The 26,589-nt window shown below is 43.4% G+C and carries 26 protein-coding genes and 1 pseudogene; 17 read left to right on the forward strand and 10 right to left on the reverse strand.

All coding sequences use genetic code 11. From position 1 onward, the window contains the following. Window positions 1–105 precede the first annotated feature (105 nt). The 11 genes and pseudogenes from DP114_RS05755 to DP114_RS05800 all read left to right on the forward strand — a co-directional run bounded on the left by DP114_RS05755 (window position 106) and on the right by DP114_RS05800 (window position 5,869). Window positions 106–300: a hypothetical protein gene (locus tag DP114_RS05755; RefSeq protein WP_211178477.1), complete on the forward strand. Its 195-nt coding sequence runs from the start codon at window positions 106–108 to the stop codon at window positions 298–300. Between the two features lie 51 nt (window positions 301–351). Further along, window positions 352–741 carry a cupin domain-containing protein gene (locus DP114_RS05760; protein WP_169265580.1) on the forward strand — a complete coding sequence of 130 codons (390 nt, stop codon included), beginning with the start codon at window positions 352–354 and terminating at the stop codon, window positions 739–741. A 17-nt stretch (window positions 742–758) separates the two neighbouring features. Next, entirely contained in the window at window positions 759–1,289 is a 531-nt protein-coding gene (locus tag DP114_RS05765) for an SgcJ/EcaC family oxidoreductase (RefSeq protein ID WP_171975677.1), read from the forward strand. A gap of 119 nt (window positions 1,290–1,408) precedes the next feature. Next, the gene (locus tag DP114_RS05770) at window positions 1,409–1,702 is read left to right on the forward strand and encodes a hypothetical protein (RefSeq protein WP_171975678.1); all 294 of its coding nucleotides are present in this window, start codon (window positions 1,409–1,411) and stop codon (window positions 1,700–1,702) included. 36 nt (window positions 1,703–1,738) lie between these two features. Next, a complete protein-coding gene (locus DP114_RS05775) occupies window positions 1,739–2,140 on the forward strand; it encodes a RidA family protein (RefSeq protein WP_171975679.1) in 402 nt (133 codons plus the stop codon). Window positions 2,141–2,206: 66 nt separating this feature from the next. Then, window positions 2,207–2,584 carry a nuclear transport factor 2 family protein gene (locus DP114_RS05780; RefSeq protein ID WP_171975680.1) on the forward strand — a complete coding sequence of 126 codons (378 nt, stop codon included), beginning with the start codon at window positions 2,207–2,209 and terminating at the stop codon, window positions 2,582–2,584. 254 nt (window positions 2,585–2,838) lie between these two features. Continuing rightward, the gene (locus DP114_RS05785) at window positions 2,839–3,432 is read left to right on the forward strand and encodes a nuclear transport factor 2 family protein (RefSeq protein ID WP_171975681.1); all 594 of its coding nucleotides are present in this window, start codon (window positions 2,839–2,841) and stop codon (window positions 3,430–3,432) included. Between the two features lie 162 nt (window positions 3,433–3,594). Then, window positions 3,595–3,906, forward strand: coding sequence for an SDR family NAD(P)-dependent oxidoreductase (locus tag DP114_RS36020; protein ID WP_318284402.1), 312 nt, complete (start codon window positions 3,595–3,597; stop codon window positions 3,904–3,906). Beyond that, a pseudogene (locus tag DP114_RS05790) lies at window positions 3,860–4,426 on the forward strand (SDR family oxidoreductase). Before DP114_RS36020 ends, DP114_RS05790 begins: the two are co-directional and overlap by 47 nt. 58 nt (window positions 4,427–4,484) lie before the next feature. Beyond that, window positions 4,485–5,429 carry a zinc-binding dehydrogenase gene (locus DP114_RS05795; RefSeq protein ID WP_246163069.1) on the forward strand — a complete coding sequence of 315 codons (945 nt, stop codon included), beginning with the start codon at window positions 4,485–4,487 and terminating at the stop codon, window positions 5,427–5,429. Between the two features lie 74 nt (window positions 5,430–5,503). Next, a complete protein-coding gene (locus tag DP114_RS05800) occupies window positions 5,504–5,869 on the forward strand; it encodes a hypothetical protein (RefSeq protein WP_246163070.1) in 366 nt (121 codons plus the stop codon). A gap of 487 nt (window positions 5,870–6,356) precedes the next feature. Here the strand turns inward: DP114_RS05800 and DP114_RS05805 are convergent, their stop codons facing one another. Together DP114_RS05805 and DP114_RS05810 are read right to left on the reverse strand one after the other, a co-directional pair. Further along, window positions 6,357–7,091 carry a DUF4079 domain-containing protein gene (locus DP114_RS05805; RefSeq protein ID WP_169265587.1) on the reverse strand — a complete coding sequence of 245 codons (735 nt, stop codon included), beginning with the start codon at window positions 7,089–7,091 and terminating at the stop codon, window positions 6,357–6,359. A gap of 283 nt (window positions 7,092–7,374) precedes the next feature. Further along, entirely contained in the window at window positions 7,375–7,767 is a 393-nt protein-coding gene (locus DP114_RS05810; RefSeq protein WP_171975683.1) for a hypothetical protein, read from the reverse strand. A gap of 206 nt (window positions 7,768–7,973) precedes the next feature. Here DP114_RS05810 and DP114_RS05815 point away from each other — a divergent pair, with 206 nt between their 5' ends. After that, window positions 7,974–9,032, forward strand: a complete 1,059-nt coding sequence (locus DP114_RS05815; RefSeq protein WP_171975684.1) for a DMT family transporter — start codon at window positions 7,974–7,976, stop codon at window positions 9,030–9,032. Between the two features lie 30 nt (window positions 9,033–9,062). Here DP114_RS05815 and murD read toward each other — a convergent pair whose 3' ends face one another. From murD to DP114_RS05840, 5 genes are all read right to left on the reverse strand, one after another. Further along, complete coding sequence (gene murD, locus DP114_RS05820) at window positions 9,063–10,481, reverse strand: UDP-N-acetylmuramoyl-L-alanine--D-glutamate ligase (RefSeq protein ID WP_171978123.1); 1,419 nt, start codon at window positions 10,479–10,481, stop codon at window positions 9,063–9,065. Window positions 10,482–10,562: 81 nt separating this feature from the next. Further along, complete coding sequence (glyS, locus tag DP114_RS05825; RefSeq protein WP_171975685.1) at window positions 10,563–12,713, reverse strand: glycine--tRNA ligase subunit beta; 2,151 nt, start codon at window positions 12,711–12,713, stop codon at window positions 10,563–10,565. 66 nt (window positions 12,714–12,779) lie between these two features. Next, window positions 12,780–13,358, reverse strand: a complete 579-nt coding sequence (locus DP114_RS05830) for a Uma2 family endonuclease (protein ID WP_171975686.1) — start codon at window positions 13,356–13,358, stop codon at window positions 12,780–12,782. A gap of 149 nt (window positions 13,359–13,507) precedes the next feature. Beyond that, window positions 13,508–14,251, reverse strand: coding sequence for a class I SAM-dependent methyltransferase (locus tag DP114_RS05835; RefSeq protein WP_169265592.1), 744 nt, complete (start codon window positions 14,249–14,251; stop codon window positions 13,508–13,510). 251 nt (window positions 14,252–14,502) lie between these two features. Beyond that, entirely contained in the window at window positions 14,503–16,272 is a 1,770-nt protein-coding gene (locus tag DP114_RS05840) for a group II intron reverse transcriptase/maturase (protein ID WP_169265593.1), read from the reverse strand. 1,015 nt (window positions 16,273–17,287) lie between these two features. Between DP114_RS05840 and DP114_RS05845 the strand changes: the two genes are divergently transcribed. After that, window positions 17,288–19,147, forward strand: coding sequence for a CHAT domain-containing protein (locus DP114_RS05845; protein WP_211178478.1), 1,860 nt, complete (start codon window positions 17,288–17,290; stop codon window positions 19,145–19,147). Window positions 19,148–19,152: 5 nt separating this feature from the next. Further along, entirely contained in the window at window positions 19,153–20,823 is a 1,671-nt protein-coding gene (locus DP114_RS05850; RefSeq protein WP_169265594.1) for a hypothetical protein, read from the forward strand. A 329-nt stretch (window positions 20,824–21,152) separates the two neighbouring features. Here DP114_RS05850 and DP114_RS05855 read toward each other — a convergent pair whose 3' ends face one another. Further along, entirely contained in the window at window positions 21,153–21,452 is a 300-nt protein-coding gene (locus tag DP114_RS05855; protein ID WP_169265595.1) for a ferredoxin, read from the reverse strand. An 879-nt stretch (window positions 21,453–22,331) separates the two neighbouring features. Continuing rightward, complete coding sequence (locus DP114_RS05860; protein ID WP_169268586.1) at window positions 22,332–22,628, reverse strand: ferredoxin; 297 nt, start codon at window positions 22,626–22,628, stop codon at window positions 22,332–22,334. 277 nt (window positions 22,629–22,905) lie between these two features. Here DP114_RS05860 and DP114_RS05865 point away from each other — a divergent pair, with 277 nt between their 5' ends. Both DP114_RS05865 and map read left to right on the forward strand, forming a co-directional pair. Then, window positions 22,906–23,919 (forward strand): Gfo/Idh/MocA family protein, encoded by a 1,014-nt coding sequence (locus DP114_RS05865; RefSeq protein WP_171975687.1) that lies wholly within the window; start codon window positions 22,906–22,908, stop codon window positions 23,917–23,919. Between the two features lie 101 nt (window positions 23,920–24,020). Beyond that, entirely contained in the window at window positions 24,021–24,794 is a 774-nt protein-coding gene (map, locus tag DP114_RS05870) for a type I methionyl aminopeptidase (protein WP_169268584.1), read from the forward strand. 454 nt (window positions 24,795–25,248) lie between these two features. On the opposite strand, the gene DP114_RS05875 is transcribed toward map, so the two are convergent. Continuing rightward, the gene (locus DP114_RS05875) at window positions 25,249–26,334 is read right to left on the reverse strand and encodes an RNA-guided endonuclease InsQ/TnpB family protein (RefSeq protein ID WP_169268583.1); all 1,086 of its coding nucleotides are present in this window, start codon (window positions 26,332–26,334) and stop codon (window positions 25,249–25,251) included. A 56-nt stretch (window positions 26,335–26,390) separates the two neighbouring features. Here DP114_RS05875 and DP114_RS05880 point away from each other — a divergent pair, with 56 nt between their 5' ends. Continuing rightward, window positions 26,391–26,576, forward strand: a complete 186-nt coding sequence (locus tag DP114_RS05880; protein WP_169268582.1) for a hypothetical protein — start codon at window positions 26,391–26,393, stop codon at window positions 26,574–26,576. The last annotated feature ends 13 nt before the right edge of the window (window positions 26,577–26,589 follow it).

Consider the following 26,589-nt stretch of genomic DNA (forward strand, 5'->3'; position numbering starts at 1 on the left):
AATACAAGTTCATTCTTGTGAAAAAACTCTATGATTCATCAGTTGAGTCAGGCTCACACGCTAGAGCGTATTTGCAAAGTAAACATTGAATGGAGACTTATAGCGATGTCTAAAAATCCAAAAATCGGACTCGAAGGACTGCTTCGTCCAGAAAATAGCATCCTGGTACTGATTGACCACCAGCCTTATCAGTTTACCAACTTGAACAGCCATGAACCTACGACGATCGTTAACAATGGCGATTTCGCCCCATCAGTACGTGATTCAACAGCACGTGGAACAGGCAAATTTCTCCTCTAAAATTCACAGATTCTGAACTTGCTCCGATTGTGTAATTGCAAACCTAAACTTATGCTGATCCAAAAACTAAACGACTGTGAAGAAATTATCGCTGGAGATGGAACTGTTCTGCGCGAACTGCTTCATCCTGACAAACAAGACATCAACTTGCGTTACAGTTTGGCGTATGCGATCTTGCCTGTTGGCAAAACTTCGATTCCCCATTCTCTAAAGACTTCTGAGGTTTATTACATCATTAGCGGTGTTGGAGAAATGTCGATCGACAGTGAAGTTTGTCGCATTGAACCAGGCGATGCGGTTTACATTCCTCCAAATGCAATCCAGTTCCTTCACAACTACGGCGACGAACCCATTGTTTTCGTTTGTCTAGTCGATCCAGCTTGGCGCAAAGAAGACGAAACGATTTATGCACCTGAAATTGAGGCAACCGCATCACTCTAATCCAATCGCTCAAAACTATGAATTCACAAACAGCTCAAACCACCACTGCTGCTGACGAGTCCGCAATCCGTACTTTCCATCATCAGATGATTGATGCTTGGAATCGAGGCAGCGGTGAAGACTTCGCTGCTCCGTTTAGCGAAACTGCCGATTTCATCGCGTTCGAGGGAACGCATCTCAAGGGTCGAAAAGCGATCGCTGCATTTAATCAGCAAGCTTTCGACACGGTTGTCAACGGAACACGCCTGGAGGGTGAGGTGAATTTCGTCCACTTCCTGAATCCTCAACTTGCTCTCATGAACGGAGTTGTCAGGGTAATGCTGCCCGGACAACCCGAAACTTCACCGTCACGAGATTCGATGCAGCTATTCGTCGTGATGAAACGTGATGAAGATTGGCGGATTGAAGGGCTACTCAATGCCCGGAAGTTGACGCTAGAACGGCAATTTTTCTTGGACGAGTTTGACTCGCTGAGTGAAGAGGCTCAACGTCAAGTAACCGATCTCGTTACAGTTATCAAGCAGGCTTCGCTTCAATCGCAGGAGTAAACAAAGAATTCGGCAACGATCGCGAATGAAATAAGAATCTGAAAGCAATCAAGCAGTTTCACTCATTACACTTCGGGTAGATAGAACATTACACAACCACAAGCCGCAAGAGATTTCTAATGAACCGAAAGATTCTTCCAACCACAATCATAACCACAATCACGATCGCAATCACGATTCTGTTCGGCGTACTGTTACCGTTCAATTTTCCATCCTTGGCTCAAGTCAGTCCACAAGTGATTCCCAGAGTCGAAGCGATCGAAAGTTCCGAGGGGATTCCACCCAGCTACCGTTTAGTCATTAGCCGACCTCAAGACAATGTTTATGTTTTCTGTCCCACTAACTTCGAGCCACAGTTGAACTATCTGCGAAATGTGAAGGCGATTCAATGTCAGCCGTTTACCAGTCCTTAGAAATAAGTTCTGAATTGTAATGAACAGAGGAACACCATGAATAAGCCTGAGTTTTTTATCACTCCCGGTTATGGGGAATATATGCTGAATAAATTGCATTACTCGCAAGCAGTAAAAATTGGCGATCGAGTGGAGACATCCGGACAAGGCGGCTGGGATGACAATCTGCAAATTCCCGAATCACTCGCAGACGAGATTGCTCAAGCATTTCAGAACGTAGAGCGAACCTTAGCGACTGCTGGTGCGAGTTGGGAGCATGTTGTTCACGTTAATTCTTATCATGTTGACGGGTTTCCCCCAGAGGTGAACGAGGTGATGGTCAGGCTATTTCATCATTATATGCCCGAGCGCGCCCCAATTTGGACAGCGGTAGGAGTCGCGGCGCTTGCACTACCAGCGATGCGGATCGAAATCCGCGTGACTGCAATTGTTCCGTGAGCTTTGCATCAATGGTAGCAGAAACCGCTTCGTTAAAGCATCCACTTGAACAGAGGAGAGATTGAGATGTCAGAGAACAATAAAGCAATCTTAGCAGCGGCAAACGCGGCGATCGCCCAAGGCAACTATGAAGGATTCTTGTCGTTCTGCGCCGACGACACGAAATGGACATTCGTTGGCGACAAGACATTGAACGGAAAAGATGCCGTTCGTCAATGGATGGCAACAGAGTATGTGGAACCACCTTTGAATATCGTCGCGAACTTAATCGCTGAGGGGGATGTCGTCACGGCACTGGGCAACATCACTCTGAAGGACAAAGACGGGAAGGCCTCTGATTACTCGTACTGCGACATCTGGCGCTTTCGTGGCGACAAGATTGTCGAATTAAGGGCTTTCGTCATCAAAACCGAAATCAAGGATGAAACCAGCAGCGCGGCGTAAATAAATTGACGCGAACCCGATTTGTAATGGACGCAGCATACCGCTGAGGTCTTCCCCACAGCGGATCGGTCTAGCCTGCCGTCATCATTCCGTCGTTGTCAACCTGCCCACGGTTCCGGTGATGGTATCCTTCGTGTGATGCGTCGGACAGACGCGCAACTCGTAAGAATTCAACGAATCATTGTAAGAATCACCAAAGAAATTAAGCATTGGAATCAATACAGTTGAGATAGAAAGAACCAGGAGCATCTAACATGGTCAAAGAGCAAACAGTAGACAAACAAGCAAATGTACAGGCAACCTCCAATCTGACACCTGCTCAGGAAGCCTTGCAAGCACTCTGGGATGAGCATCTGCGGCTTGAGTTTGACGCTCACAACACTGAAGATACTCTCGCCACGATGGTTGAGGATGCTTACGTTAACGACATTCCGGTAATGACTGGGGGAGTAGGGAAACCGGCACTGCGTGAGTTTTATTCCAAGTACTTCATTCCACAGATGCCGCCGGACATGGAGCTGACTCCGGTCTCGCGCACAATCGGGACCAATCAACTCGTCGATGAAATGCTAGTTAAGTTCACTCATACCATCCAGATGGACTGGATGCTACCTGGCATTGCTCCGACTCTTAAACGGGTTGAAGTGGCAGTAGTAGCGATTGTCCAGTTCCGTGATGGCAAGCTAGCCCATGAACACATCTATTGGGATCAGGCAAGTGTATTGGTTCAACTCGGCATGCTCGATCCGAGTACACTGCCCGTTGTAGGGGTTGACAGTGCGCGCAAGGTACTCGATCCGAGCTTGCCCTCAAACGCATTGATCGATCGTGCCAGCGATCGCGACTAAGTGTAAAAGCCAGCAAATATCAATGCCCAAACCCGCCATTTTGCAACCAGGCTCGTACTCATCCTGGTTGTAGGAGGCGCTTCTTATTGCTGGCTCCTACACGTATTGCTCATTGAGTTTTTGACAAAGTGACACAGCCATTCATAACAAGAGGTAACTATCATGATGCTGAAAGACAAAGTTGCTTTGGTGACTGGCGGAACATCGGGCATCGGTCGAGCAACTGCGTTAGCGAAGCTTAACGAAGTTATCGCCTCCGGTGCTGCGGGTGCCAAAGTGCTCTTCTCGGACATACGCGGTGTAGAAGGTGAAGAAACTGCTGATTTGATTCGCGAGACTGGGGCGGAATGCTTGTTCGTGAAATCAGATGTATCGAGTGAGGCGGATGTCCGGGAATTGGTGCAGAAAGCGATAAGCTGGGTACAGCTTGCGCTTCGCGAACGCCACCTACGGCAGACTCGATTGTGCCTTTAACAATGCTGGCATCGATCTTGCTGTTAAACCACTGCACGAACAATCGATCGAGAATTTTGACCAGATCGTGTCAATCAATGCACGAGGGGTATTTCTGTGCATGAAATATGAAATTCAACAGATGTTAACTCAGGGCGCAGGCGCGATCGTGAACAATTCATCAACGAATGGTCTCGTTGCGCTTCCAGGAATCTCTCCCTACGTTGCTAGCAAACACGCAGTGATGGGGCTGACACGATAGCGAAGCGCTGCTGCGAAGCGCAGATCGGCAGCTCTCGACTATGCCAAACACGGCATTCCGATTAATGCCGTCAATCCTGGCCCGATTGCGACCGATCTAATGGCTCGTAGTGCTGAGCAGATAGGCATCACATTTGATGATTTAGGAACGATGGTTCCGATGGGTCGGATCGGTCAGGCAACAGAAATTGCTCAAGCGGTTGTGTTTCTCTGCTCTGATGCTGCCAGCTATATTACGGGACAACCTTTAGCGATCGATGGTGGATATACAGCAAGTTGATTGAAACAGTTCTATCTAGAACATAAAACTATAGCCCTCTACACACAAGGATATGGCGATGCGTAGACTCGTGACTTCACCAGATGCCGTTGGCAACCTCACCTTTCAAGACACTGAAGTTCCTACTCCGAAGGCCAACGAGTGCTTGATTCGCGTCAAGGCATTTTCGATGAATCGGGGCGAACTTAAGCGATCGCAAAATGACCCACTTGGCACTCCAATTGGCTGGGATGTCGTTGGTGTTGTTGAACAAACAGCACAGGACGGTAGTGGTCCACCCACAGGGACAAAAATTGTCGCCCTCTCCATCCGCTCGGAAGGCTGGGCAGAATATGTAGCAATTTCGACTCGCTTTCTGGCTATCATTCCCCAGAGCGTATCATATACCGATGCCGCCACACTGCCCGTCGCGGGGTTAACAGCACTGTATGCAGTGGAAAAGGGATCTCGTTTACTAGGAAGTCGGGTGCTGATCACAGGGGCAACAGGGGGAGTGGGACTCTTCGCCATGCAGCTTGCTCGGATGATGGGAGCCAGCGTCGTTGCCCAAATTCGTCAGCCAGCGCAAGAAGCATTTGTGCGAGATTACGGCGCGGATGAAGTGGTGATGACCGAAACCGGGCAAGAAGCCAAGCAGTTCGCGCCTTATCGACTGATTGTCGATGGAGTAGGAGGTGAATTGGTCGGGAAGCTAACTGCGTTTTTGGCTCAAGGAGGCACCTGCGTTTGTTATGGCAGTAGTAGCGGCAACGAGATGAAGCTGTCCCTGGCAGACTTCTATTCCGAAAATGGAGGACAGCGCACGCTTTACGGGTTCACGCTGTACACCGAAGTAGAGCTGGAAAGTGCTAGTTCTGGGCTGGCTCGTCTGCTGAGGTTAGTTGAGCAGGGGCGGCTCAAAACGCATATTGATCGAGCAGTTTCATGGCGTGAAGCAGACGTTACGTCGGCTGATTTGATCGGGCGCAGATTTTCAGGTAAGGCTGTGCTGCATGTGGACTAATTGTTGTTCATCGGCTGAGTCATGTCAGCCACATAGGAATAGATTATCGCTGAGCTTTATTTACAAAGAATGAAATGAAACGATTTACTTCGTTTACTTTCCTGTATCTCGCGCTGGGAGTTTGTCTAACGGCGATCGCGCTTGGATACCCAAACCTGAGTTCGAGTCTTCAAACAAACTTGTTGATCAGTGCAGGAGCGTCCTACATCGTCTGCTTCCTCAGCACCTTCTCATTTTGGCGTGAGATGACAATCCGTGTCTATCGCAGACAGAATTCAGTCGTAATTCTCCCCTGGTTGGTGATTGGATTCAATATTATTTGGATGATCTGGGAGGTTCAAAGTCAGAACTGGACGAGTGGCTCAAGCTATGGGTGGAGTTTTAGCGGTTCGCAGCGCGTTGCGGTGAGACCAGTGCTGCAGGAGGGTTTCCCTCCGTAGGCATCTGGCGAACCCGAAGGGGGGTTCCCCCCGTTGTAGCGACTGCGAACCCGAAGGGCGATTGGTACTCCTACCTCTGCACCTAAACCTCGGGGAAAATCCCTTGGGTGGACACCAGGTAAAGCCCGTACCCGTAGAATCCGTTATCCAATTGTTAAAAAGACTGCAACAAAGCCTCTGAAAGAGCAACAAAAATCTGCTTAATCTCAAATATCTTTATCTTTGAAGCTTGTGTTTTATTAACTCAGCCCTACTGGGTCGTTTCTTATTGCTTAGTCTAAACTCCAGTAACCGCAGATAACCCTCTATTTTTTGACACCAGTACATTCCCGCCTTCGTCCTAGTACAAAATAACTATTTTTTGGCGATCGCCTGCTTTTAGTCTAAACACCAGTTGTTTAATAACAAAGCAAAAAACCACCTACATTTTCTTTAGGTGGGTATTGATTTGTGGCATTGTATTAAACTTCTTTTATAAGCAAATGTATCAAGGTTTTTGAGGGAAAGAAGGTGCCTGAATTATGCAGGGTTTAGTGTCACATTTTTGCTTATAAAGCATATTGACATAGGATTCTTGCCAAGTGAGGGGAATTTCCAACAATGACAGTGTTCCTGTAATTCCCAATCCCAGAAAGATTAAAAGGGCAATGCAATTCAAAGCGATGTGAACCTTACGCCAGCGATTTTTCTTGTCTTTATAGATTTCTGGCAAAATTGCTAAAGAAAAAATCATCAACAGGGCGGCGATTAACCCATAGTAGTAATGAGAGATATACCACTGATTAGTTTTGCGATAAACACCATCCTGACAACCAAGTACCACTAAACCCATCCCAGTTAGAGTAGCAAATATAGCACGCCAATTTCGTTCTCTTGTTTGATAGAGTAGAATCAAGGAAGCAAGAGTAGCAGCAAATAATAGTCCAATAAAGATGACTTGAAAGGGTGTTTTAGTCCAAATATTTTTGTCTACAATTTTACTAAAAATAGCGTAAGCTAGAGCTATTAAAACAATTCCTACAACACCACCTGTCAAATAGCGACCTAGCTGGACATGCTCCTGTCCTGCAACTGGGGTAATTTTACTTTTACCCGTTGCCTTAGTTTCCAATCGGCGCTGACGAGTCTGTAAAGCGCGGTTGACGACAATACCGATTAAAGGGAAGACGACAATCACAGCGATCGCTGGATGCAACAGCAAAATCGCATCTCTCAATTCCATAGCAAACCTCTGTTTTGAAGATATCTACAGCAGAATCATTCGTCAGGAGTCATAATACAGAATGCATTCTGTACAACGCTCAGTTCAATAGATGGGTTGAAAACTCCAGCGTGCTTCGGCTCCGCTCACGGTAAACTGTCTACACGGGAGCCAGTTCTTTATATGAGCAGTTTGAATACCATACATTTGATTCTGACTCCTGGATTTTTCTTCAATGAAACCGCTAACTATGCCTGCCTTCGCTACGCAAACGGGCATGCGGTATTCTGACTTTTGTTGATAATTATTTAACTTCGTTCGGAGCAAACGCAGTAATTTTGCCTTTCTTAAGTGCAACTATCACGTCGTAAGTTGCACAGTAGGAAATTGTGATATCGTTAGCTTTGTTGTAGAGATTCACAACCATGCCTGCACCTCCTGGTTGTACGGCAATTGGCTCAAGATCGCCAAAAAAGTAACGCCGCAGCTGGTCACCACTACCAAACTTACCTTTACTTTTGGTAAGCATCTCAATTTTTTGTTGAGTCGTCAAGCCAGTGACATCTTTCATGTTTTGTTTTCTTTCCTGGGCTGATGCTTGAACCAGTGAAGGATTCACAAAGCTTAGTGGAGCATCCCAAACCGTAACCAAACCAGCGAGGGCAACAGTTGCAAGTAGTGATGAAGCAAGTTTCATTGTGACTCCTTATCTTTGATTTATCTCAACTGTCCAAAGTATCCCAGTTGGTAGTGAGACTCATCTGAAACCAAACCATGAATTTTCTGAATTTATCCTTGGAGAAAATTCAATTTTTACTCAGCTTTTTCTCAGATTCACCTCACCCTGAGTTAAAGAGAAAAGTTCACTATCGTTAACAGTGCTTTCATAACAATGGTGTTATTGTGACCAGATACAGAAGAACACATCGTCTTATCCCAAGAATTCCAGGACAAATCTATCTCTGGCTAGCAATGCTGATTTTTGGAACATCTAGCGCAGTGACTCGGAAGTTGACACAAATCGGTGCCCAAAACTTTATGGGCGATCGCAATCCAATTTCTCTATGTAATGTTTTGTTCGTGGGAAACCTGTGTGCCTTGATAATTTTCATAGCAATTTACTGGCGACAGTGGAATCTTAGGGCTTTGAAACAACTATCAAGGAAGGATTGGTACTGTCTTGTGGCAATAGCGATTCTATCTGGAGCACTTGCCCCTGGTTTAATTTTCCAGGCATTGGCGTTAACCCAAGTTAACAATGTCATTTTAGTTGGACGTTTGGAACCGCCGCTGACTCTGGCTTTATCACTTTGGTTGTTGAAGGAACGGGTGAATCTTTGGGAAGTTATGGGAGCGATCGCCGCGTTTGTCGGCGTTATCCTAACCATCATCCTTCAACCCCCAGGACAAACCATGATGAATATGGGGGGTTTCAGTGTGGGCATTGGGGAAATTTTGGCAGCCGCAGCAGCCGTGGCATCAGGCGCTTCCACGATTATTGGCAAACGATCTCTCGCCAAAATTCCTTTGGGAATCTATAGTATCTTTCGTACTGCTTTGGGAACCTTAATCTTTTTCTTTATTGCTTTAGAGCTATATGGCAGCAACCATTTTATGGATGTGTTCTCGCCTTTCCTATGGCAGTGGATGTTTGTGTATGCTGCGGTGATTGTGGTGCTAGGTCAATTTTTCTGGAGTATGGGCTTGAGAGCTTCGACGGTGTCTATGGCTTCTTTAATTGGCTCGTTTTCTCCAATCGTAGGAATCTTGGCAGCCTATTTCATTTTAGGCGAAGCCCCTACCTTCGCTCAATATGTCGGCGGCAGCGTTATTTTAACTGGCGTCTTATTGAGTCAAATTGGCAAAAGGCAAGAAACTTCTCGCACCACTGTATTTTCCGGCATGGATTCTACCCAAGGAGAACAAGAGGTAGAAACTGGTATGGGCTTTAAGGGTATGTGAAAAATGATAAGTCTTTAACCGGACATGATATCACCCGTTATCCAACTCCAAACACAACTGCCGAAAATGGTCGCCCCTTTGTTCAAAATTAGCGTATTGGTCGAAACTTGCACAAGCAGGAGATAGCAGCACCACAGATGCTTGATAGTGTTTTGCTAATTCTGCTGATTTAGGAACCGCTTTTTCCATTGTTTCTACAATTTCGTAATTCTGATATCCTTCTTGTTGCAATTGTTTAGCAAAAGCCGGTGCAGCAGTGCCAATCAGCAATACACAGGCGGCTTTGTCTTTAATTTTTGCTATCCAGCCAGTGTCATCACCTGCTTTGGCTTCACCACCAGCAATTAATATAACCGGACTTTTGACTGAGACTAAGCCAACTTCAGCAGCGTCGTAGTTAGTGGCTTTGCTGTCGTTAATAAAATCAATGCCTTCCCAAGTACAAATGTGTTCCAAACGATGAGGAACACCAGGAAATCCATTTACACCACGAACAATAGCATCTTGATCAATTCCCGCTAAACGCGCGGCTGCAACTGACATCAGTAAATTTTGCTGATTGTGTTCTCCTACCATCCGTAAAGCAGAAACTTCCACAATGCGTTCGGGTTGAGAGTTTGCATTCAACTTTTCTACAACCCAGCCATCTTCAATGTAATAGCCTTTAGAACCGATTAAATCATCTTTACCTTTGACACTTGTCCAATAGGCGTCAAACCAATCACTTGCACCGACTTTCCTTAAATATGGATCATCACCGTTAAACACTTGTAACTGAGACTGACGCAGCAGATGCGCTTTGATGTTGTAGTAGTTCTCTAAGGTTTTATGGCGACTGAGGTGATCTGGCGTGAAAGTTGTCCATACACCGATGCGAGGCGCAAGAGAAGAAGATGATTCTATTTGATAGCTACTAAGTTCTGCAATCACCCAGTCTAGTTGATTGTCAGATGATGAGGGGGAGACTTGTGAGTTGGTTTGTCCTGCATTCTCCACAGACAGCGCAACCTCACAGGCAGCGTAGCCAATGTTACCGCAGGCGGGAGCGTTTAATCCTGCTTGTTGAAAAATTGCGGCAATTAAGGCTGTGGTAGTGGTTTTACCGTTTGTGCCTGTAATTCCCACCCAGGGGACGGATTGCAAATGCTGCCAAGCGAGTTCCATCTCGCCGATGGTTTCAATACCTAATTCTCGTGCCTGAATTAACACGGGTATATCCCAAGGCACACCAGGACTAACTACTATCAGTTGAGGTAAGTCTGAATCATTGAGTTCTAAAGAGTACCCCAATTTAACAGTAATTTGTTCTATGGCAAGTTCTTGTTGTTGCTTTAGGAAGTCTAAGGAGGTGTTGCGATCGCCGAGTTCCACCTCCCAACCTTCCCGTTTCAACAATCTCGCCGCAGCAATACCTGATTTTCCTAATCCAATGACGTGGGCTTTGGGCATAGACTGTGGCAGAGGTCCCTGGTTAAGCACCATTATGGTAGCGTTTATTTTCAATAATCACACAACTTTTTTTTACTCATGCTACAAATTTTTGACTATCGCCCCAAAATCCGCTAAAACACGAGCATGGTTACGAAGTAATCCGAGTAAATTTAACCGATTGCGTTTGATTTCTGGATTGGAGTCCATAACTAAAACGCTTTCCGCACCGTCAAAAAAGTTGCTAACGGTGGGGGTAATTTGCTCTAATCCTGTTACTAGCTGTCCATAATCTCGTGACTCTTGTGCAGCTTGAGTTTGTGGCACTAATTCCACAATCGCATTGTAAAATGCTTCCTCGGATGATTTTTGGAAGAGTTCTTTACGAACACTAGTTTTAGGGTCAAGTTGTTTTGTATCCAAATCTCCTTGAGCCGCTAAACGAGTGGAACGATTCACTGTTTCGTAGATGTTATCTAATGTACCATTGGCGCGGATTTTTTGTAGGAAAGTTGCGCGATCGCCCACATCCAATAAATCCTTCAACGCCCTTTGTGTATATTCTCGGTCATTTTCTCCCAAAACAGCATTCACTAAGTCATAGTCAATGTGTTTTTCTTCTTGCAGTAAAGTACGGATGCGTTGCAGGAAAAATTCTTGTAACGCAGCAACTAATTGATTCCCATCTTTGTGATATTCACTCGCGAAATCTGTTGCAACTTTTTCCAGTAACTGTTGTAAATTGATAGGTAGATGGGCTGCCCATGTGATATTCACGACTGCATTTGCTGCCCGTCGCAAAGCGAAGGGGTCAGAAGAACCCGTGGGTATCATCCCCAATCCAAAGATACTGACTAATGTGTCAAGTCTGTCTGCCAAACCGACAACTTGTCCTGTTAAAGTTTCGGGTAATATGTCATCTGCCGAACGAGGTAAATAATGTTCAAAAATTGCCGTTGCAACTGCTTCCTCTTCTCCACTTGCAAGAGCATATTTTTGTCCCATAACTCCCTGTAATTCCGGGAATTCATACACCATTTGACTGACCAAATCAGCTTTACATAAAAGAGCTGCTCTTTGGATGTTTTCGCGTTCTTTTTCGCTTAATTGCAACTGTTCTGTGATTTGTGCGGCAATTTTGCAAATGCGGTTGACTTTCTTTCGCAGCGAACCTAAATCCTCTTGAAAAGTGACGGTTTCCAATTGAGGTAAAAAGCTTTCTAAAGGTTTTTCTAAATCAGCATCGTAGAAAAAGCGACCATCGGCTAAACGTGCACGAATGACTCTTTCATTTCCCACAGCAATGATGTCTGATTTTGTGGGGTCACCGTTAGAGATTGTGACAAAATTAGGTAGTAAGTCTTTGGTGTTTGAACTTTGGAACACAGGAAAATAACGCTGATGACTTACCATCACAGTGGTAATCACCTCTGTAGGCAAGTTCAAAAACTCTGATTCAAATTTACCAATAACAGCTGAGGGAAATTCTACAAGATTTGTGACTTCCTGCAATAAATCTGGGTAAATTTCTACATAACCGCCTAACTTTTGGACAGATTCTTTGACTTGCTGTGTGATAGTATTTGCGCGTTCATCGGGATCAACGACGACATATCCAGAGCGAAGCGTGGTGACATAATCAGATGCGTGGGATATTGTCACAGGTTCTGGATGTAAGACGCGATGAGTTTGGGAAGTGCTATCGCTCTTTACCGTCTCAGAACCATTATCCAATTCTATTGGCAGCACCGCCTCATCTAACAAAGCAACAATCCAGCGGATGGGACGAGAAAATGTCTTATCCCCATCACCCCAACGCATCAACCGCTTTCCTTCGAGTTTGAAAATCCATTGAGGAACAAGTTCTGTTATTATCTCAGCAATTGGACGACCGGGGGTAAGTTTCCGGACAAAGACAAAATCTCCCTTCTCAGTCGGGCGAACTTCCAACGCAGAGACTTCCACACCTTGCTTTTTAGCAAAGCCTTGTGCTGCTGGTGTTGGGTTCCCATCTTTAAACGCTGCTTGTGCGGGGGGACCTTTAATTTCTTCTTCGCGATCCGCCTGCTGCGAGGGTAAACCTTTGATGAGTACCGCTAAGCGGCGGGGAGTTCCGTAAACTTCCACAGCATCGTAAGTCAGGCTGTTTTCTTCCAGAGTGTGAGGAATGCGAGATTTCCACTGCGAGACAGCGCTACTCAGGAAACTTGCAGGGAGTTCTTCTGTACCAACTTCTAATAAAAATGAAGGCATAGGACTATTTTTCAAGGAAAGCTGGGCTTAATTATATTAGTCAATTGAACCAGTTTACCGTGCTTGTTATGCTTCTGTTTCAAATGCAACACCTTCATACAGCAATTCAATAGGAAACTCAAATTCAATACTTGATAGAGTGATAATATCGTAAGCAGTGTAGGGATAGTAAAGCCACATTCTTCCCTCTCCCCGACAGAAACGCTCGATGGAGATTTTTTCAGAGTCTATCAATATATACTCTTGCAAAGTGGGGATTTTTAGATAATCTGTGAATTTATCACCCCTGTCTTTGCCGCTTGTACCTGGGGAGAGGACTTCCGCAATGAGTTTAGGAAATTGAATAAATTTGCGGGCGTTGAGGTCTTGAGGATCGCAACTGACGATAACATCAGGATAGTAGTACTGGCTTTGGGGACTGAGTTGTACTTTCACGTCTGACACATTCACCCGACAACCTCTAGAACGCAGATGTGGGCGTAAGGGAGTGTAAAAGTTAAGTGCAATGTCATTGTGGGGAATTGTAACACCTGTCATGGCAAAGACTTTGCCGTTGACGTATTCGTAGCGAACGTCTTGCTGAGGTTCCCATTCGAGATATTCCTCGACGGTCATTTTTTGGGGTTGTTGGGTGACAGCTAGCATAATCTTTGAACGCCAGGACTTTTTTAGGTTTGGTTTGATTGTAGCGTTCTGGGTGAGGGTGTTAGTTCGTCAGAACCGTCCTTGGGCTAATTTGCAGAAGTCAAACATAGCTAGTACTCGCGCTTGTCTTTATCCAATAGTTTTACGCATCAGGTCTTACTTGCTGTGATAAAAACAAAGCGGTCTGAGAATTTAAGAATAGATTGCTGGGCATATTTTTGTTCCATTTCAGCTAGACCAAGAGCAAGTTGTTCATCATCAAAAGTTGAAAGCAAAGACATATAACGATTTTGTACCATCTGCAAATATTTAGACTTAGGAATTGCCAAAGGATATTCTACAAAATCCACCGCTACATGAAAACCAATTTTTTCCAGTAAGCTAGCAAGATTATTATAATTGGGTTGGACTTCTTCATATTTACGCAAAGCTTTACTAAATAACGGGTAATCAATTTTTGGCGGAAGAAGTATTAGCAGTAAAATACCACCACAGGTCAATCTTTGGAAGAGATTACTTAATAACAGTTTTTCTTCATTAATATGATGCATTAATTCCTTAATAATAATTTTATTGTATGTTCTAGACGAAGCCGAAAAGTTTATTGCATCCATTTCCACGCATTTATACTTAAGATTATTAGGGATTTGCTCAAGCATCTTGTTCGAGGAGTCCACACAGATAATCGGATTATATAACTGCATCTGATTGTTAATTTCTTTAGCGTATATTCCTGTACCACATCCTAAATCTATAAGTATATCTGTATTTTTTAGACATAAATGTTCAATGATTTCGTTAGTAATAAACTGAACAAAATCCTCTGAATAAAACCATAAATCTTCATACATACCTGCTATTGTTTGATAATGATTATGAATAAGTTCGCTCATATAATCTTAGAAAAAGTATTTGGACGACGCTACAGGCTGGTTTCGCTTCGCATCTACGCACTGGTGAGTGAGTCCAAGGGAAGCGATAGCCTACCTCTGTGACAAACACACCCACTTAAGTTAACCTATATTTGGATGCCTAAGCCAGGAAGTCGCCCTCCTGACTCGGCTACAAAACCGTGCATGAATCGTTAGATTCACACGGCTCCTCAATGACTTGGTGTTTGTCAAACACACCTATAAATTCCGAGTTAGAAGGGATTAAGGTGATAATCCTCATCTATCTCTGGAACTTTAATGGCAACATTATCTGCTGCCGTTTTAGCATCGTGGCAATGTCCGTGGAGTAATTGAAGGTTGTCATAACTGTCCTTACCGCCTTTTGAGCGAGGAGTTTTATGGTCGATTTCCATCAAATCTCCGTCGTGGAAAAATAGTCCGCAATGGGCACACTTTCCTTTTTGCATTTTCAAGAGTGTTGCCACCCTCGTTGGTGCTTCGGGATGTTTACCCATTCTAGAACTCCAGTAAACCCAATCACCATCGAATGGGCTTCTGCTTCCTTGCACTTTTGTGTGTCTCACGATAGGAGTTTCGCGGTGCTTCAGGAGGCGAATTCCCCGATTAATTGATGTGAATACCCAATTATCAGACCCAATAGTTTGCCAATATTTTTGACAACTCCATTGAGAAGATTTATTGGGGTGGCGATGTTCTGCCCATGCTTTCAATTGGCTAAATAGTATTGAATCAGCTTTGTTGAATATGCGTTTACTAACGACACTTGCGTAATAGGATGTCCATCCACGAATGATGGGATTTAAGTGAGCAATTAAATCAAACTGAGGTACTGACTTATGGCTCTCAATCACTTTCCCTATCTGATACGTGTGTGCATTTAGTTTTGCTTTGCTTGGGGTAATTATGGTTTTGAAACCGAGTAATATTCCGCCTCTGTTTTTACCACTATGACCTTTGCCTACAGCAAATTGTCTAATGGTGAAACCCAGAAAATCAAAACCTACGTTATCTTCATGCTTATTAAGAGTATGAGATATCCGCGTTTTACTTGGTTTCAATTCCAGTCCAATTCCGCTTAACCACTCCGCAATAATCTGCTGACATCTTTGAACAACGGTAAGGTTTTCGTGTAGGATGACAAAATCATCTGCAAATCTAATTAAGCTTATTGCCTGACGGTTAGCCGTTTTACTTCCGGGTAACGTGAGAGCAAATTGTTTAATTTGATTCTCCATACCGTGGAGGGCAATATTCGCTAACAACGGCGAAATACATCCGCCTTGTGGCGCACCCTCGGATGTTCTGCTGTAGGTTTTCTGCCTATTAGAATAGGCAGCAAAATCAATCACTCCCGCTCTTAACCATTCGCGAATTTGTCGGCGAATGGTGGGGAATGTGTTTAATTTTGACAGCAGAGCATTGTGGTTAATTCGGTCAAAGCAACGTGCAATATCGGCATCCAACACGTATTTAGGCTTAAACCTAATTGTGAGGAATATTGCCTCAATTGCATCATGGGCGCTTCTTCCCGGTCTAAACCCAAACGAGTTCCCCTCAAAGCGGGCTTCCCATTCTGGTTCTAGCGCTATTTTGACTAACGTCTGCAAGGCACGGTCGTAAATTGTAGGTATCGAGAGCGGTCTTTTTTCCCCCTCTGAATCAGGTTTGGGTATCCACACCCTTCGAGTAGGTGCAGCTTTACTCCCTAATCTCAGGGATTTTACCAAGATGAGACGTGCTTTTGGGGATAAGCTTTTCAGCCCATCCACTCCTGCCGTCTTCTTACCTCGGTTCTCTTGTGTTACCTTACGCACCGCTAAACACTTGGCTGACCAGGAATGTACCAGAGTTTTCTGGAGTTTTTTGACTGTTTTGACATCACCACGCTGCGAGGCTTTGTAGATGCGTTTTTGCAACTTGAATACTTTCCTTTCTAACTTTCGCCAGGGGATAGCATTCCATTCCACCGTAGTCTTGAAACTCGTTTTAGACGTATACATTGCTACTTATACCTCTACAATCCAAGTCACCGTGTCTCCGTCTGCATATCCCTTGCATTACCAAGGGCATTAGCTTCTGAGACAATCCTTCTCCCACATAGCTTCCGGTCGGCTACCTACTCAAGAATTCGACCAATTCTTGAGAGCATATGAGGGGTTTACTTCGTTCCCAAATTTCCGTTTGACGCTGGTTTTAGGATTCTCTCTCTTCACCGGGTTTCTTGTGAGTGCTTATTGGTCTGCCGCTAATCAGCCAATCACCAATCCTTTCCCTTTTGGGTCAAGCCTAACAGCCTTTTGGCTTGTTTTGCATTACGATGATTCAGTCGAGAGATTTGTATTCCTATCCATGACCAACTATGCTAGGCGGGATTCCACATTAGGCTAGCAGTTACCACCATGATTCCCCGCTTCACCCCAACAGATAACCATTCTGCTGAAATGGGGGACTCGCTGTCACTCCTGCACCTGGAGGGATGGAATTACACCATCACGAAAAGTTGAGTTATCAAGGTTCAGTTGAGATTTCTCCCTTCTTTATACCTTGCCTGTCATCCCCGAGTGTTTCTACTCATTTCGACAGAACGAATCACACTTGCGGCTCGCAAACATAAACGCTCCGGCTTGCAACCAAGACAAACAGAAACTCTATGTAACGTTTTATCCCGAAAGTATCAAAATATTAAAAGCTACGGAGAATGCGAGTAAAGCTATTGATAGTGCGATACCGTCTTGATCGAACGCGGTTTATGGGGCGAAATTGAGAAAATGGTTCAAAAAAAATAACTTGGGAAATTTTCCCAAGTTTGTAGAAGCACTGGAGGTGCATAGTACATATGAAAATCCCCACCAGATGATGGTAGGGAATATTGTGTATCTTTTTTCCTTTTATTTATTAGGGCTAGCCCAAAAGAATTTATGCACCTTGCTCATGCATTTTAGGCTTTAATATTGAATCCGGGTGCATCGGAATAATTAAGTCGTAGTCAAAAGCCACCAGTAGCAGGCGATCGCCTTGCTGGAACAATTACCAGGAGAATCTTTAGTAAATTACGATAAATCAAGCCAGATCATTGATATTACCAGCACTATCCTGCTTACGGAAAACCAAGACCAAATTACAAAGCAACTCGTTTTTTTAGAAAAAATCTCCGAGTACGTAGAAAATTATCGTTACTTTAATACCTACTTCACTGACACAAACAACCAAACAACCATTCCACCCACCGAACCCCTCATTCACGGACAGACTTATTCATTATTTATAAACATCAGCCCAGAACCACAAGGAATAGATAGCGAACCAACCCCATTCCCAGATACAGCTTTAGCTCAAGTATGGAATGAACAAGAAACCCTATCTCTGGATGTAGTCGTGACTTCCAAGGATTTCAACATTAATACAACTATCAAAAAACTATCTTTACCTCGCACTGGTGCATCTGATAACGTCCAATTCACAGTCAAACCTAACAAATTTGATGGTCGTGGTTACATCCAAGTGGAATTGTTTTATCGTGGCTACCTACTTCAATGCAAGCAACTAATAATCCTGATTATACCTGTACCAGGTGCAGAAATTCCTGAATCCTTGCGTCCTCCCCAAAGTAGCCGCATGACTTTTACCACAACTGACTTACTCACTAACGAACAACTTGCACAACTCCCCGAACGAGTGTTAACTGTGGAGGTAGAACTTGATCAAAGAGATGGCAGTATTGATTTTCGCTTTCTTGATAGAACCCAAGGTAGTAAAGAACTGGCGTTTTACGATACAACCTTGCAACCTGCTGCATTGGGGAGTGCGATCGCCGGAATTCGCCAACAACTACACTCAACTTTAGTCGATGGATATTGGGGACAAGTCCAGGGAAGCATCGAACAACTTAACACCTGGCTTCCAAAATTAGCAGATGTCGGACGAGAACTCTATCGTCAACTTCTACCACAAAATCAAGATAGTTTATTAACAGATGACCAAGGAGAAACATTACAAGCTGCCCTCCAACCAAATACAGTGATTCAAGTCAACCCAGTGTTAGGAAAAGTAACAATTCCTTGGGCGCTACTGTATGAGCGGAAAATAAAAACTAGCAAACAGAATCGGGTGTGTGATCGCTTTACTGAACATGACTTAGATTGTACAAATTGCCCCAATAAAAGTGACCCAAAATTTATTTGCCCTCATGCTTTCTGGGGTTATCGCTATTCTATCGAGCAACTACCATGTTGGGCTAGCAGTAAACATAATTCTCCCGTGGCGTTAGTACGACAAATTAAAAATAATCAACAATTGCAACTGAGTTTTAACGTCTATCGGGATTTTCAACTTTGGCAAGAACATTTACCCAAATTAGAAGCTGCTGGTTCAATAAATATACTATCTGCGGAGGAAATGTTAAAGCTAGAAAGCATTTGGGAGGAACATGGCAATGTATTAGATTTAATATACTTCTACTGCCACGGTGGTTTAGAGGAAATGCCAAAAAGACCGTATTTAGAACTCAGCGATGAGCGAATTTACAGCAATTTTCTGGAATGTTATGAGTCAACTTGGCAACATCACCCGTTAGTATTTCTTAATGGCTGTGCAACGGGAGATTATAGTCCGGAAAGCTATGTCAGCTTGATTGATGATTTTTTGAACGCGGGAGCAAGTGGAGTTGTTGGTACAGAATGTCCTGTGTCAGAACCTTTTGCTGAATACTACGCGACAGAGGTATTTAAGCGACTGTTTGCAGGTGAAACAATGGGACAGGCGATGCTTGCAGTGCGGCGAAAATTGCTGCAACAGCAGCATAATCCTCTTGGCTTGGTTTATTCTTTATATGCTGCCCATGAGATTGCTTTAGCCTGTTCAATATCACAATTATAATATGTATGAAACGCTGGATTTTTGCTGTTGTCTGTTTGTTGCTTATTTGTCCCACATCTGCTTTAGCCCAAACTAATATTACAGTCGATGCTAAAGATAATCCTTTACAGATAAAAGGTTGGTTGAATGAGGAAAATACCCTTGTAGGTAGCATACGTCTTTCTGCTCCAGCAAAGGTAGAACAATTCACTTTTTTAGCTTCTGACTTGAAGCGTCAAGAAGGTGATGAAATTATTAGTCGTCAGCAAGTATCATTTCTAGGTGAAACTAAATTACAACCTGGTATACCCAAAGATTTCCAAATAAAAGTTAGTAATCCTCAATTACCAGGAACATATAAAGGACAAATTCAAGTACAACTTCCTGCTCAAAAACCACAAGTTATTGATATCAGCTTATTAGTAAAAGCTAGACCAAAACTAACACCTTTACGAGGAAACGAACAAGTACAGTTACAATTAACCCAATGTAGTTGGTGGTTAGATTGTGGATTAGCACGTTTATTATTTCCAACCAGTGCATTTTTAGAAAACTGGAATTTAGCTTTTGACAACACAGAAGATGCATCTGTAACAGTTACGAGTGCTGAGGTGTTTTTAAAAGGTGAACAAACAGGCTATCAGTTAACTTCTGACCAAATCAAAATACCTAATATTCCCCAAACTTTAAAAGCCGACCAAATTGTCAAAGTCCCCTTAACTTGGGAAAAAGCCAAAATTCCCTCAGACCGCTATACAGGAGCCGTTTACTTAAGTTTATCAGGTGCAAGGGAACGTTTAATCATCCCAGTTAACTTGACGATGCGAATTGCACCATTAACACCATTACTGGTGTTATTTTTGGGCATTCTTTTGGGCAGATTAATTAAATATATGCAAGAAAAGGGTATTCCCCAAACTGAAGCTCTAGGTAAAGTTAAGGAATTAGAAAAGCAAGTTGCTGTGATTGACGCAGAAGACAAAAAAATTCTCATTCCGATGCTATCCAAAGCCGAGCAGTTGGTGCAGCAGATGAAATTGGAAGCAGCAACAACGCAACTAGAGAAAGTTACTGCTCGTTGGGAATGTTTACAACAGTTACGCACTATAGAACAAAAGTTAGAATCCTTCAAAACTCATCCCCAAGTTCAGGGAAACAATGGTATTCTGCAAAAAATCAAAAACGTGCGGATGCAAATTGATTTAGAACAGGACGAGCAAGTAAAAAATTTACTGGAAGAATTACAGCAAGATGTCGCTGAGTTGCAATTTCCAACAATGATGGGACAAGATAAGACATCCATAAAGTTGTTAGAAGTGACTAAGGGGGTAAAAGATGCTGTTGCAGCTGTTGGTAGTACAGCGAAATCTAATGTGAAAAAACCTGTGGATAAATTGGTGCTGTGGTTGCAGAAATCCCTGATTTTCTTATCTGGAAGTGAGTTTCGTACTCAAGCAACATACTGGTTTGCACGACCATTGTTTTCTCTAGTGTTGTTGGTTGGTTTATCGGTGGTGGGGTTGCGATCGCTTTACATGCAAAAAGGGTCAACTTTTGGTGCTGACCCTTTTTCTGATTATTTAGGATTATTAATTTGGGGTATGAGCGCAGATGTTGCGAGTCGGAGTTTGAGTAATTTGACGGGAGGAGATGAGAAAAAACAAGAAGCCGCAACGTCAGATAGATTGAACAGTTAGTCTGGAATCAAGATCAAACAAAACGTAGGGTTTCCTAGTATTCCTACTTGCATAACGTGAATCTAGACTTTCAGCCAAAGTAGCTGTCATGAACTGCAAACCACTGAACACATGAAAATATTTCTCCGTGACTCCCTGACTCCTTATTTTCAAGAATGTCTTTTCCCTAAACCCCTACACCGTTCGGCTGAGCGCTCACAGCGAAGCTCTTAGACCGCTACGTCCATCTTTAAGCTAGATGTAAGCAGCAGACACAGCACAAGTTGCTTGTTTTCTCTCCTTATCACATCCGCGACTCTTGAAAGAGGTTGATTTTGGGTGCCTAACTTTTAATAAAGTGCTTCTTCCTTGTGGGTTTCGATGGTACAGTCAGACGTTGGATAAGCAATACAAGTTAGCACATATCCAGCTTTGATTTGGTCATCATCCAAGAAAGACTGCTCAGACTGGTCAACTTCACCTTTTGTGATTTTACCTGCACAGGTAGAGCAAGCACCAGCACGACAAGAGTATGGTAGGTCAAGACCTTGTTCTTCAGCAACGTCTAGAATAAATTCATCCTCTGGTACTTCAATTGTTTCGTTCAGCCCTTCAGCTTCGTTGATCAGTGTCACTTTGTAACTAGCCATTTTGTCATCCTCTGTTTTGCAAACGGATCGTATAAGTTATCCTGAAGCAAAGACAACGACTCATCTTATCCGATCAGCCGTTGGTTAAAATTTGCTTCACTTCTGATACTACGAGAAAAATAAAAGTATGTAACCAAAAATTCAACTCGATTAGTAATGAAATTTTGTGAGTTCTTAAATATAAGTTTTGTTTATAAAAAGGAGCCTCAACTTCCTAGATTTTTACAGCGTTTTTTAATTGATTTGACTATACCACTATCTACTCCCTGACTCTGTGGTTTCCTCCCTATCTCAAACGTATATCTGCATATCTAAAAATTGCTGTAAATAATCAACCAGGAGCATACACTTCCCTGCGTCCTCCTTGCAAGCTGTTCTAAATTCAACTTGGATAGTTTTTCGCCTGAAACCTTTGGATGGCTTGGCTGACTTTGGAAAATTAGATGTGGTTTCGCCTAATAACGGTGAATCTAGAGAGGCGGTTAAGTAATAATGGTTGACAATGCAAACACAATCTGTCTTTAGAGCTTTTGTACTTTCACTCACCAAGGTGACTTGCTTGTAACCCGCCCAATTACATCAGAAATTGGATATACACAAACATAGCACTGAGTCAATTACGAATACGTGACCGAGACCCTAGATTTATTGCCAAAGTAAGTATAAGCAACAGACCAGACATAGTAAAGAGAAATCTTCTCTCTTTACTATGCTGCTTTTTTTCTATTCCTGCTACATCGGTGACTTTTAGGACTTACGCACTCGCGACGAAAAATAAGGCTTTGCGGTTGCTTCCCGGAGGTCGCAATGACAGAATTGGGTTATTTTTGCGTAAGTCCTGACTTTTTGGAAAAGGTTAATTTTTAAGGTGCCTAACCTTTATTCGATATCATCTTTCTTGTTGGTTTCGATGGTGACATCAGAGGTAGGCTTGGCGATACAGGTGAGCACATATCCTTGATCAATCTGCTCATCGTCCAGGAAATTCCCATCAGACTGATCAACACTACCTGATTTAATCAAACCAGCACAGTCAGAGCAAGAACCAGCGCGGCAAGAGTATGGCAGATCAATGTCTTCTTCTTCAGCAAGGTCTAGAATGTATTCATCATCTCCTACCTCAATTGTTTTTTTTCCTCCATCAGGATCGATCAGTGTGACTTTGTAACTTGCCATTTAGTTATCCTCTATGAATGCAAATGGATCGTATAAATTATCTTAAAGCAAATACAACGCCTTATCTTAACTGGATCAGTCGTTCATTGAAATTGCTTCACTTGTGATATTACGAGAAAAAAAAAAATAAATGTAACTGGAAATAGTAGTATAAAAAATTGCTACATATATCAATCTTAGGTAAGTTGATTTATGTCACGCTTTTTGAATCAAAAATATGAAAATAGGGTTATTTTCACTGTTGATGATTTTTATTTTCAAGATACTAACAATTATAATGTACGATAATTCTACTTTTTCGCAAAAACACCCCATACGAGTGGGTTTGGTTGGCACTGGATATACAGCAAAATTACGGGCTGAAGCATTGCTGCATGATCAGCGCTCCCATTTAGTCGCTGTTGTCGGTCACACACCAGAGAAGACACAAGCTTTTGCTAGAGATTACCAAATAATGGTCGTAAATTCTTGGCAGCAACTGGTGGAGCAAGACAACATAGATTTAGTTATGATTTGTACTGTGACTCGGGATCATGGTATAATCGCTCGGCAAGCACTTAAGAATGGTAAACACGTTGTTGTAGAGTACCCTCTTTCTTTAAACGTGGCAGAAGCTGAAGAACTCATTGCCTTGGCAAAAGCACAAAAAAAATTCCTCCATGTTGAACATATCGAACTTTTGGGTGGATTGCATCAAGCTTTGAAACAACATCTATCACAAGTTGGTCAAGTCTTTTTTGTGCGCTACAACACAACCAAGCCGGAACATCCTGCACCCCGCAAATGGACGTACAATCATGAGCTTTTCGGCTTTCCTTTGATTGGCGCACTTTCTCGATTGCACCGTCTTGTGGATTTGTTTGGTAAAGTTGTCTCGGTCAACTGTCATAACCGATTTTGGCAAATAGAGAAAGAGTATTACCAAAGCTGTTTCTGCGATACTCATTTGTCCTTCAACAGCGGACTGTTAGCCCACGTTGTCTATGGTAAAGGTGAAACTTTGTGGCAGGCAGAACGTAGGTTTGAAGTTCATGGTGAAGATGGCGGATTAATTTTTGATGGCGATAAGGGAGTTTTGGTACAGCGAGGAGAAACAAAACCGATAGAAGTTGGTGCTCGTCGCGGTTTGCTTGCCAAAGATACGACAATGGTGTTAGACCATCTGATTGATGGCACTCCCTTGTACGTCACCCCAGAAGAAAGCTTGTACACCCTCAAGGTTGCAGATGCAGCAAGGCGTTCTGCCGAAATGGGGTTGACTGTCATCGTTGAGGATGAAACCCAACCATAAAAGGATTAGTTGAGTTTCTGTGTTGATCAAACCAATATACAGTTATCCACACAAACACGGCAAACTATATTTATGGGAGATTCTTCTTTAGACGAAATTTGATGAAAAGTGAAACAATTGTTATTCTATCTAACAGAGAACTAGATAAAATGCGTAAGGCTGGACGCTTGGCAGCCGAACTCTTACACCATCTTGAACCACTGGTGAAGCCAGGGATTAGTACTCTTGAACTGAATGACGAAGCGGAACGGTGGACACAGGCGCATGGTGCAAAAAGTGCACCTCTTGGCTACAAGGGTTTTCCTAAGTCAATTTGCACGAGTGTGAATGAAGTCATCTGTCATGGCATTCCTAATGCCAAGCAAATTCTCAAGGAAGGTGACATCATTAATATTGATGTGACGCCGCTTGTTGATGGCTATCACGGTGATACATCCAAGACATTCTTTGTTGGTACCCCTTCCCCAAAAGCCAAAAAGTTGGTAGAGGTGACAGAGGAATGCCTCAGAAGAGGTATTGCTGAAGTTAAGCCACAAGCACGTATTGGAGATATTGGTGCAGCCATTCAGGAGTATGCTGAGGCGCAAGGCTTTTCTGTGGTGCGAGACTTCGTAGGACACGGTGTCAGCAACGTTTTCCACACTGCGCCGGAAGTACCTCATTACGGTATCCGTGGTAAGGGAAAACGTCTGCGACCTGGTATGGTTTTTACCATAGAGCCGATGATTAACGAAGGTACGTGGGAAGTTGAACATTTGGGTGATGGTTGGACTGCTGTGACACGCGATCGCAAACTTTCCGCTCAATTTGAGCACACTCTCGCCGTAACTGAAGATGGTGTTGAAATCCTGACGTTACGGGAAAGTAGGACTTAACTATCGGTATCAAAACTATAAAAGGGATCTGTGTCGTTTTGCCACAGATCCGCCTGGAAAATTAAATAACCGACAGCTGAACTCAATCGTATTGAGTTCTAGGGTAGTGCTTGAGATTTGATGATGCTGGCAATTGAAAACCGCTGAGTTTGCGACTATGGCGGGATTTTTTTTGTGTGGTTTGTGGGATGGCGCAGAGCGATCGCCTATGGCGATCGCCAAGAAAAACACTCTAATTTACCTAGAATAACTACAACCCCATCAAAATTCTTAGCCTGTCTTCGACTGCTGTCAATGTTTCTGGAGACACTGTACCGTTACATAACACCTACCCAAAGCTACCCATAACTTGACTTTTCTGTACAAGTTGACCATGAGGTTTACTTTAGGCTTCGGTTACTTCCTGCTTCGGTGTGGTTCGTTCGGACGAATCCAGTCCACAGGCTAAGACCGTCTAACTGGCGGCTTTACTCAAATTGATTGCAGCGTTTAAATCGCGGTCAATGATGAATCCACAGTGATTACATTCAAACACTCGCTCATCCAAAGTGAGTGTTTCTTTTTTTGTTCCACAGTTAGAACAGGTCTTAGAACTTGGAAACCATCGGTCAACCACAACAAGCTTTGAACCTCGCAAGGTACACTTGTAAGTCAACTGGCGACGAAATTCAAACAAAGACATATCAGCAATTGCTTTCGCTAGTTTGTGATTAGCCATCATTCCTGACACATTTAAGTCTTCAATCACTACTGTACCGTGGTTTTTAGCAAGTAATGTTGTGAGCTTGTGGAGCGTATCTTTACGAATGTTGGCAATTTTTCTGTGAAGTCTAGCAACCTGCATCTGTGCCTTTTCCCAGTTAGCTGAACCGATAATTTTATGCCGATTCAACCACTGCATTCTGCTTAATTTCGCCTCGTACTTTTTGTAGGACTTCGCACCTAATATCACCTCACCGGTGCTGAGAGTCGCCAATGTTTTCACACCAAGGTCAACGCCTACAACGTCTGTATTGTTTAGTTCCTGGGCTTCTACTTCAAGCCGGAAACTGATAAACGATCTGTCAGCTTGACGCGATATAGTACAAGATTTTGGCTTGACTTGAGGTAGGCGCTCGTAGGTTTTGAGTACACCAATACATGGTACTTGAATTTTGTTACTGCTTAGGATTTTGACAGTGCCTTCTAAAGTGAAAGAGTCACGTTTACCTTTCTTTTTGAATTTAGGGACTCCAGCAGTCTTGTTAAAACAACGCTTCCATGCCTCGCGCAAAGCCATTAATGCCTGTTGTGGCGTGGACTTACTGCACTCGTAGTACCACTCGTTCTCAGATTTCACTAATGCTACCAACCACTTATGCAGGTCAATGGCAGTAGGAAATTTAATTTTGGAATCAGAATTGGTTTTGTTATGGTCGAGGATTTGTTTTGTCAGTCCAAGTCCCCAATTCCAAGCGTGGCGAGCTACTCCAGAATGCTTCATTAATGCCGTGCGCTGCGCTTTATTCAATTTTAATTCAGTCTTGAAACCTAATAGCATCTCGACTCGTAGCTGTACATGCTAGAATTCTAGCATGTACAGCTATATTTTATCCGATGCCATTTGCGAAAAATAATAAACATGCTTATCAGCCGCAAGAGAATGAAGCGCTTGATCCAACATCAGTGTGCTTTAAAGTGCGTAAAGGCGCCAGAGCTAAACTTAAAGCCGTCCCCAACTGGCAAGAACGGCTTAGAGAATTTGTTGACCAACTCATCTGTGACCTACCCAAGAATGAGTAATAATGGGTAGAAG

This window comes from Brasilonema sennae CENA114, assembly GCF_006968745.1.
GTDB lineage: Bacteria > Cyanobacteriota > Cyanobacteriia > Cyanobacteriales > Nostocaceae > Brasilonema > Brasilonema sennae.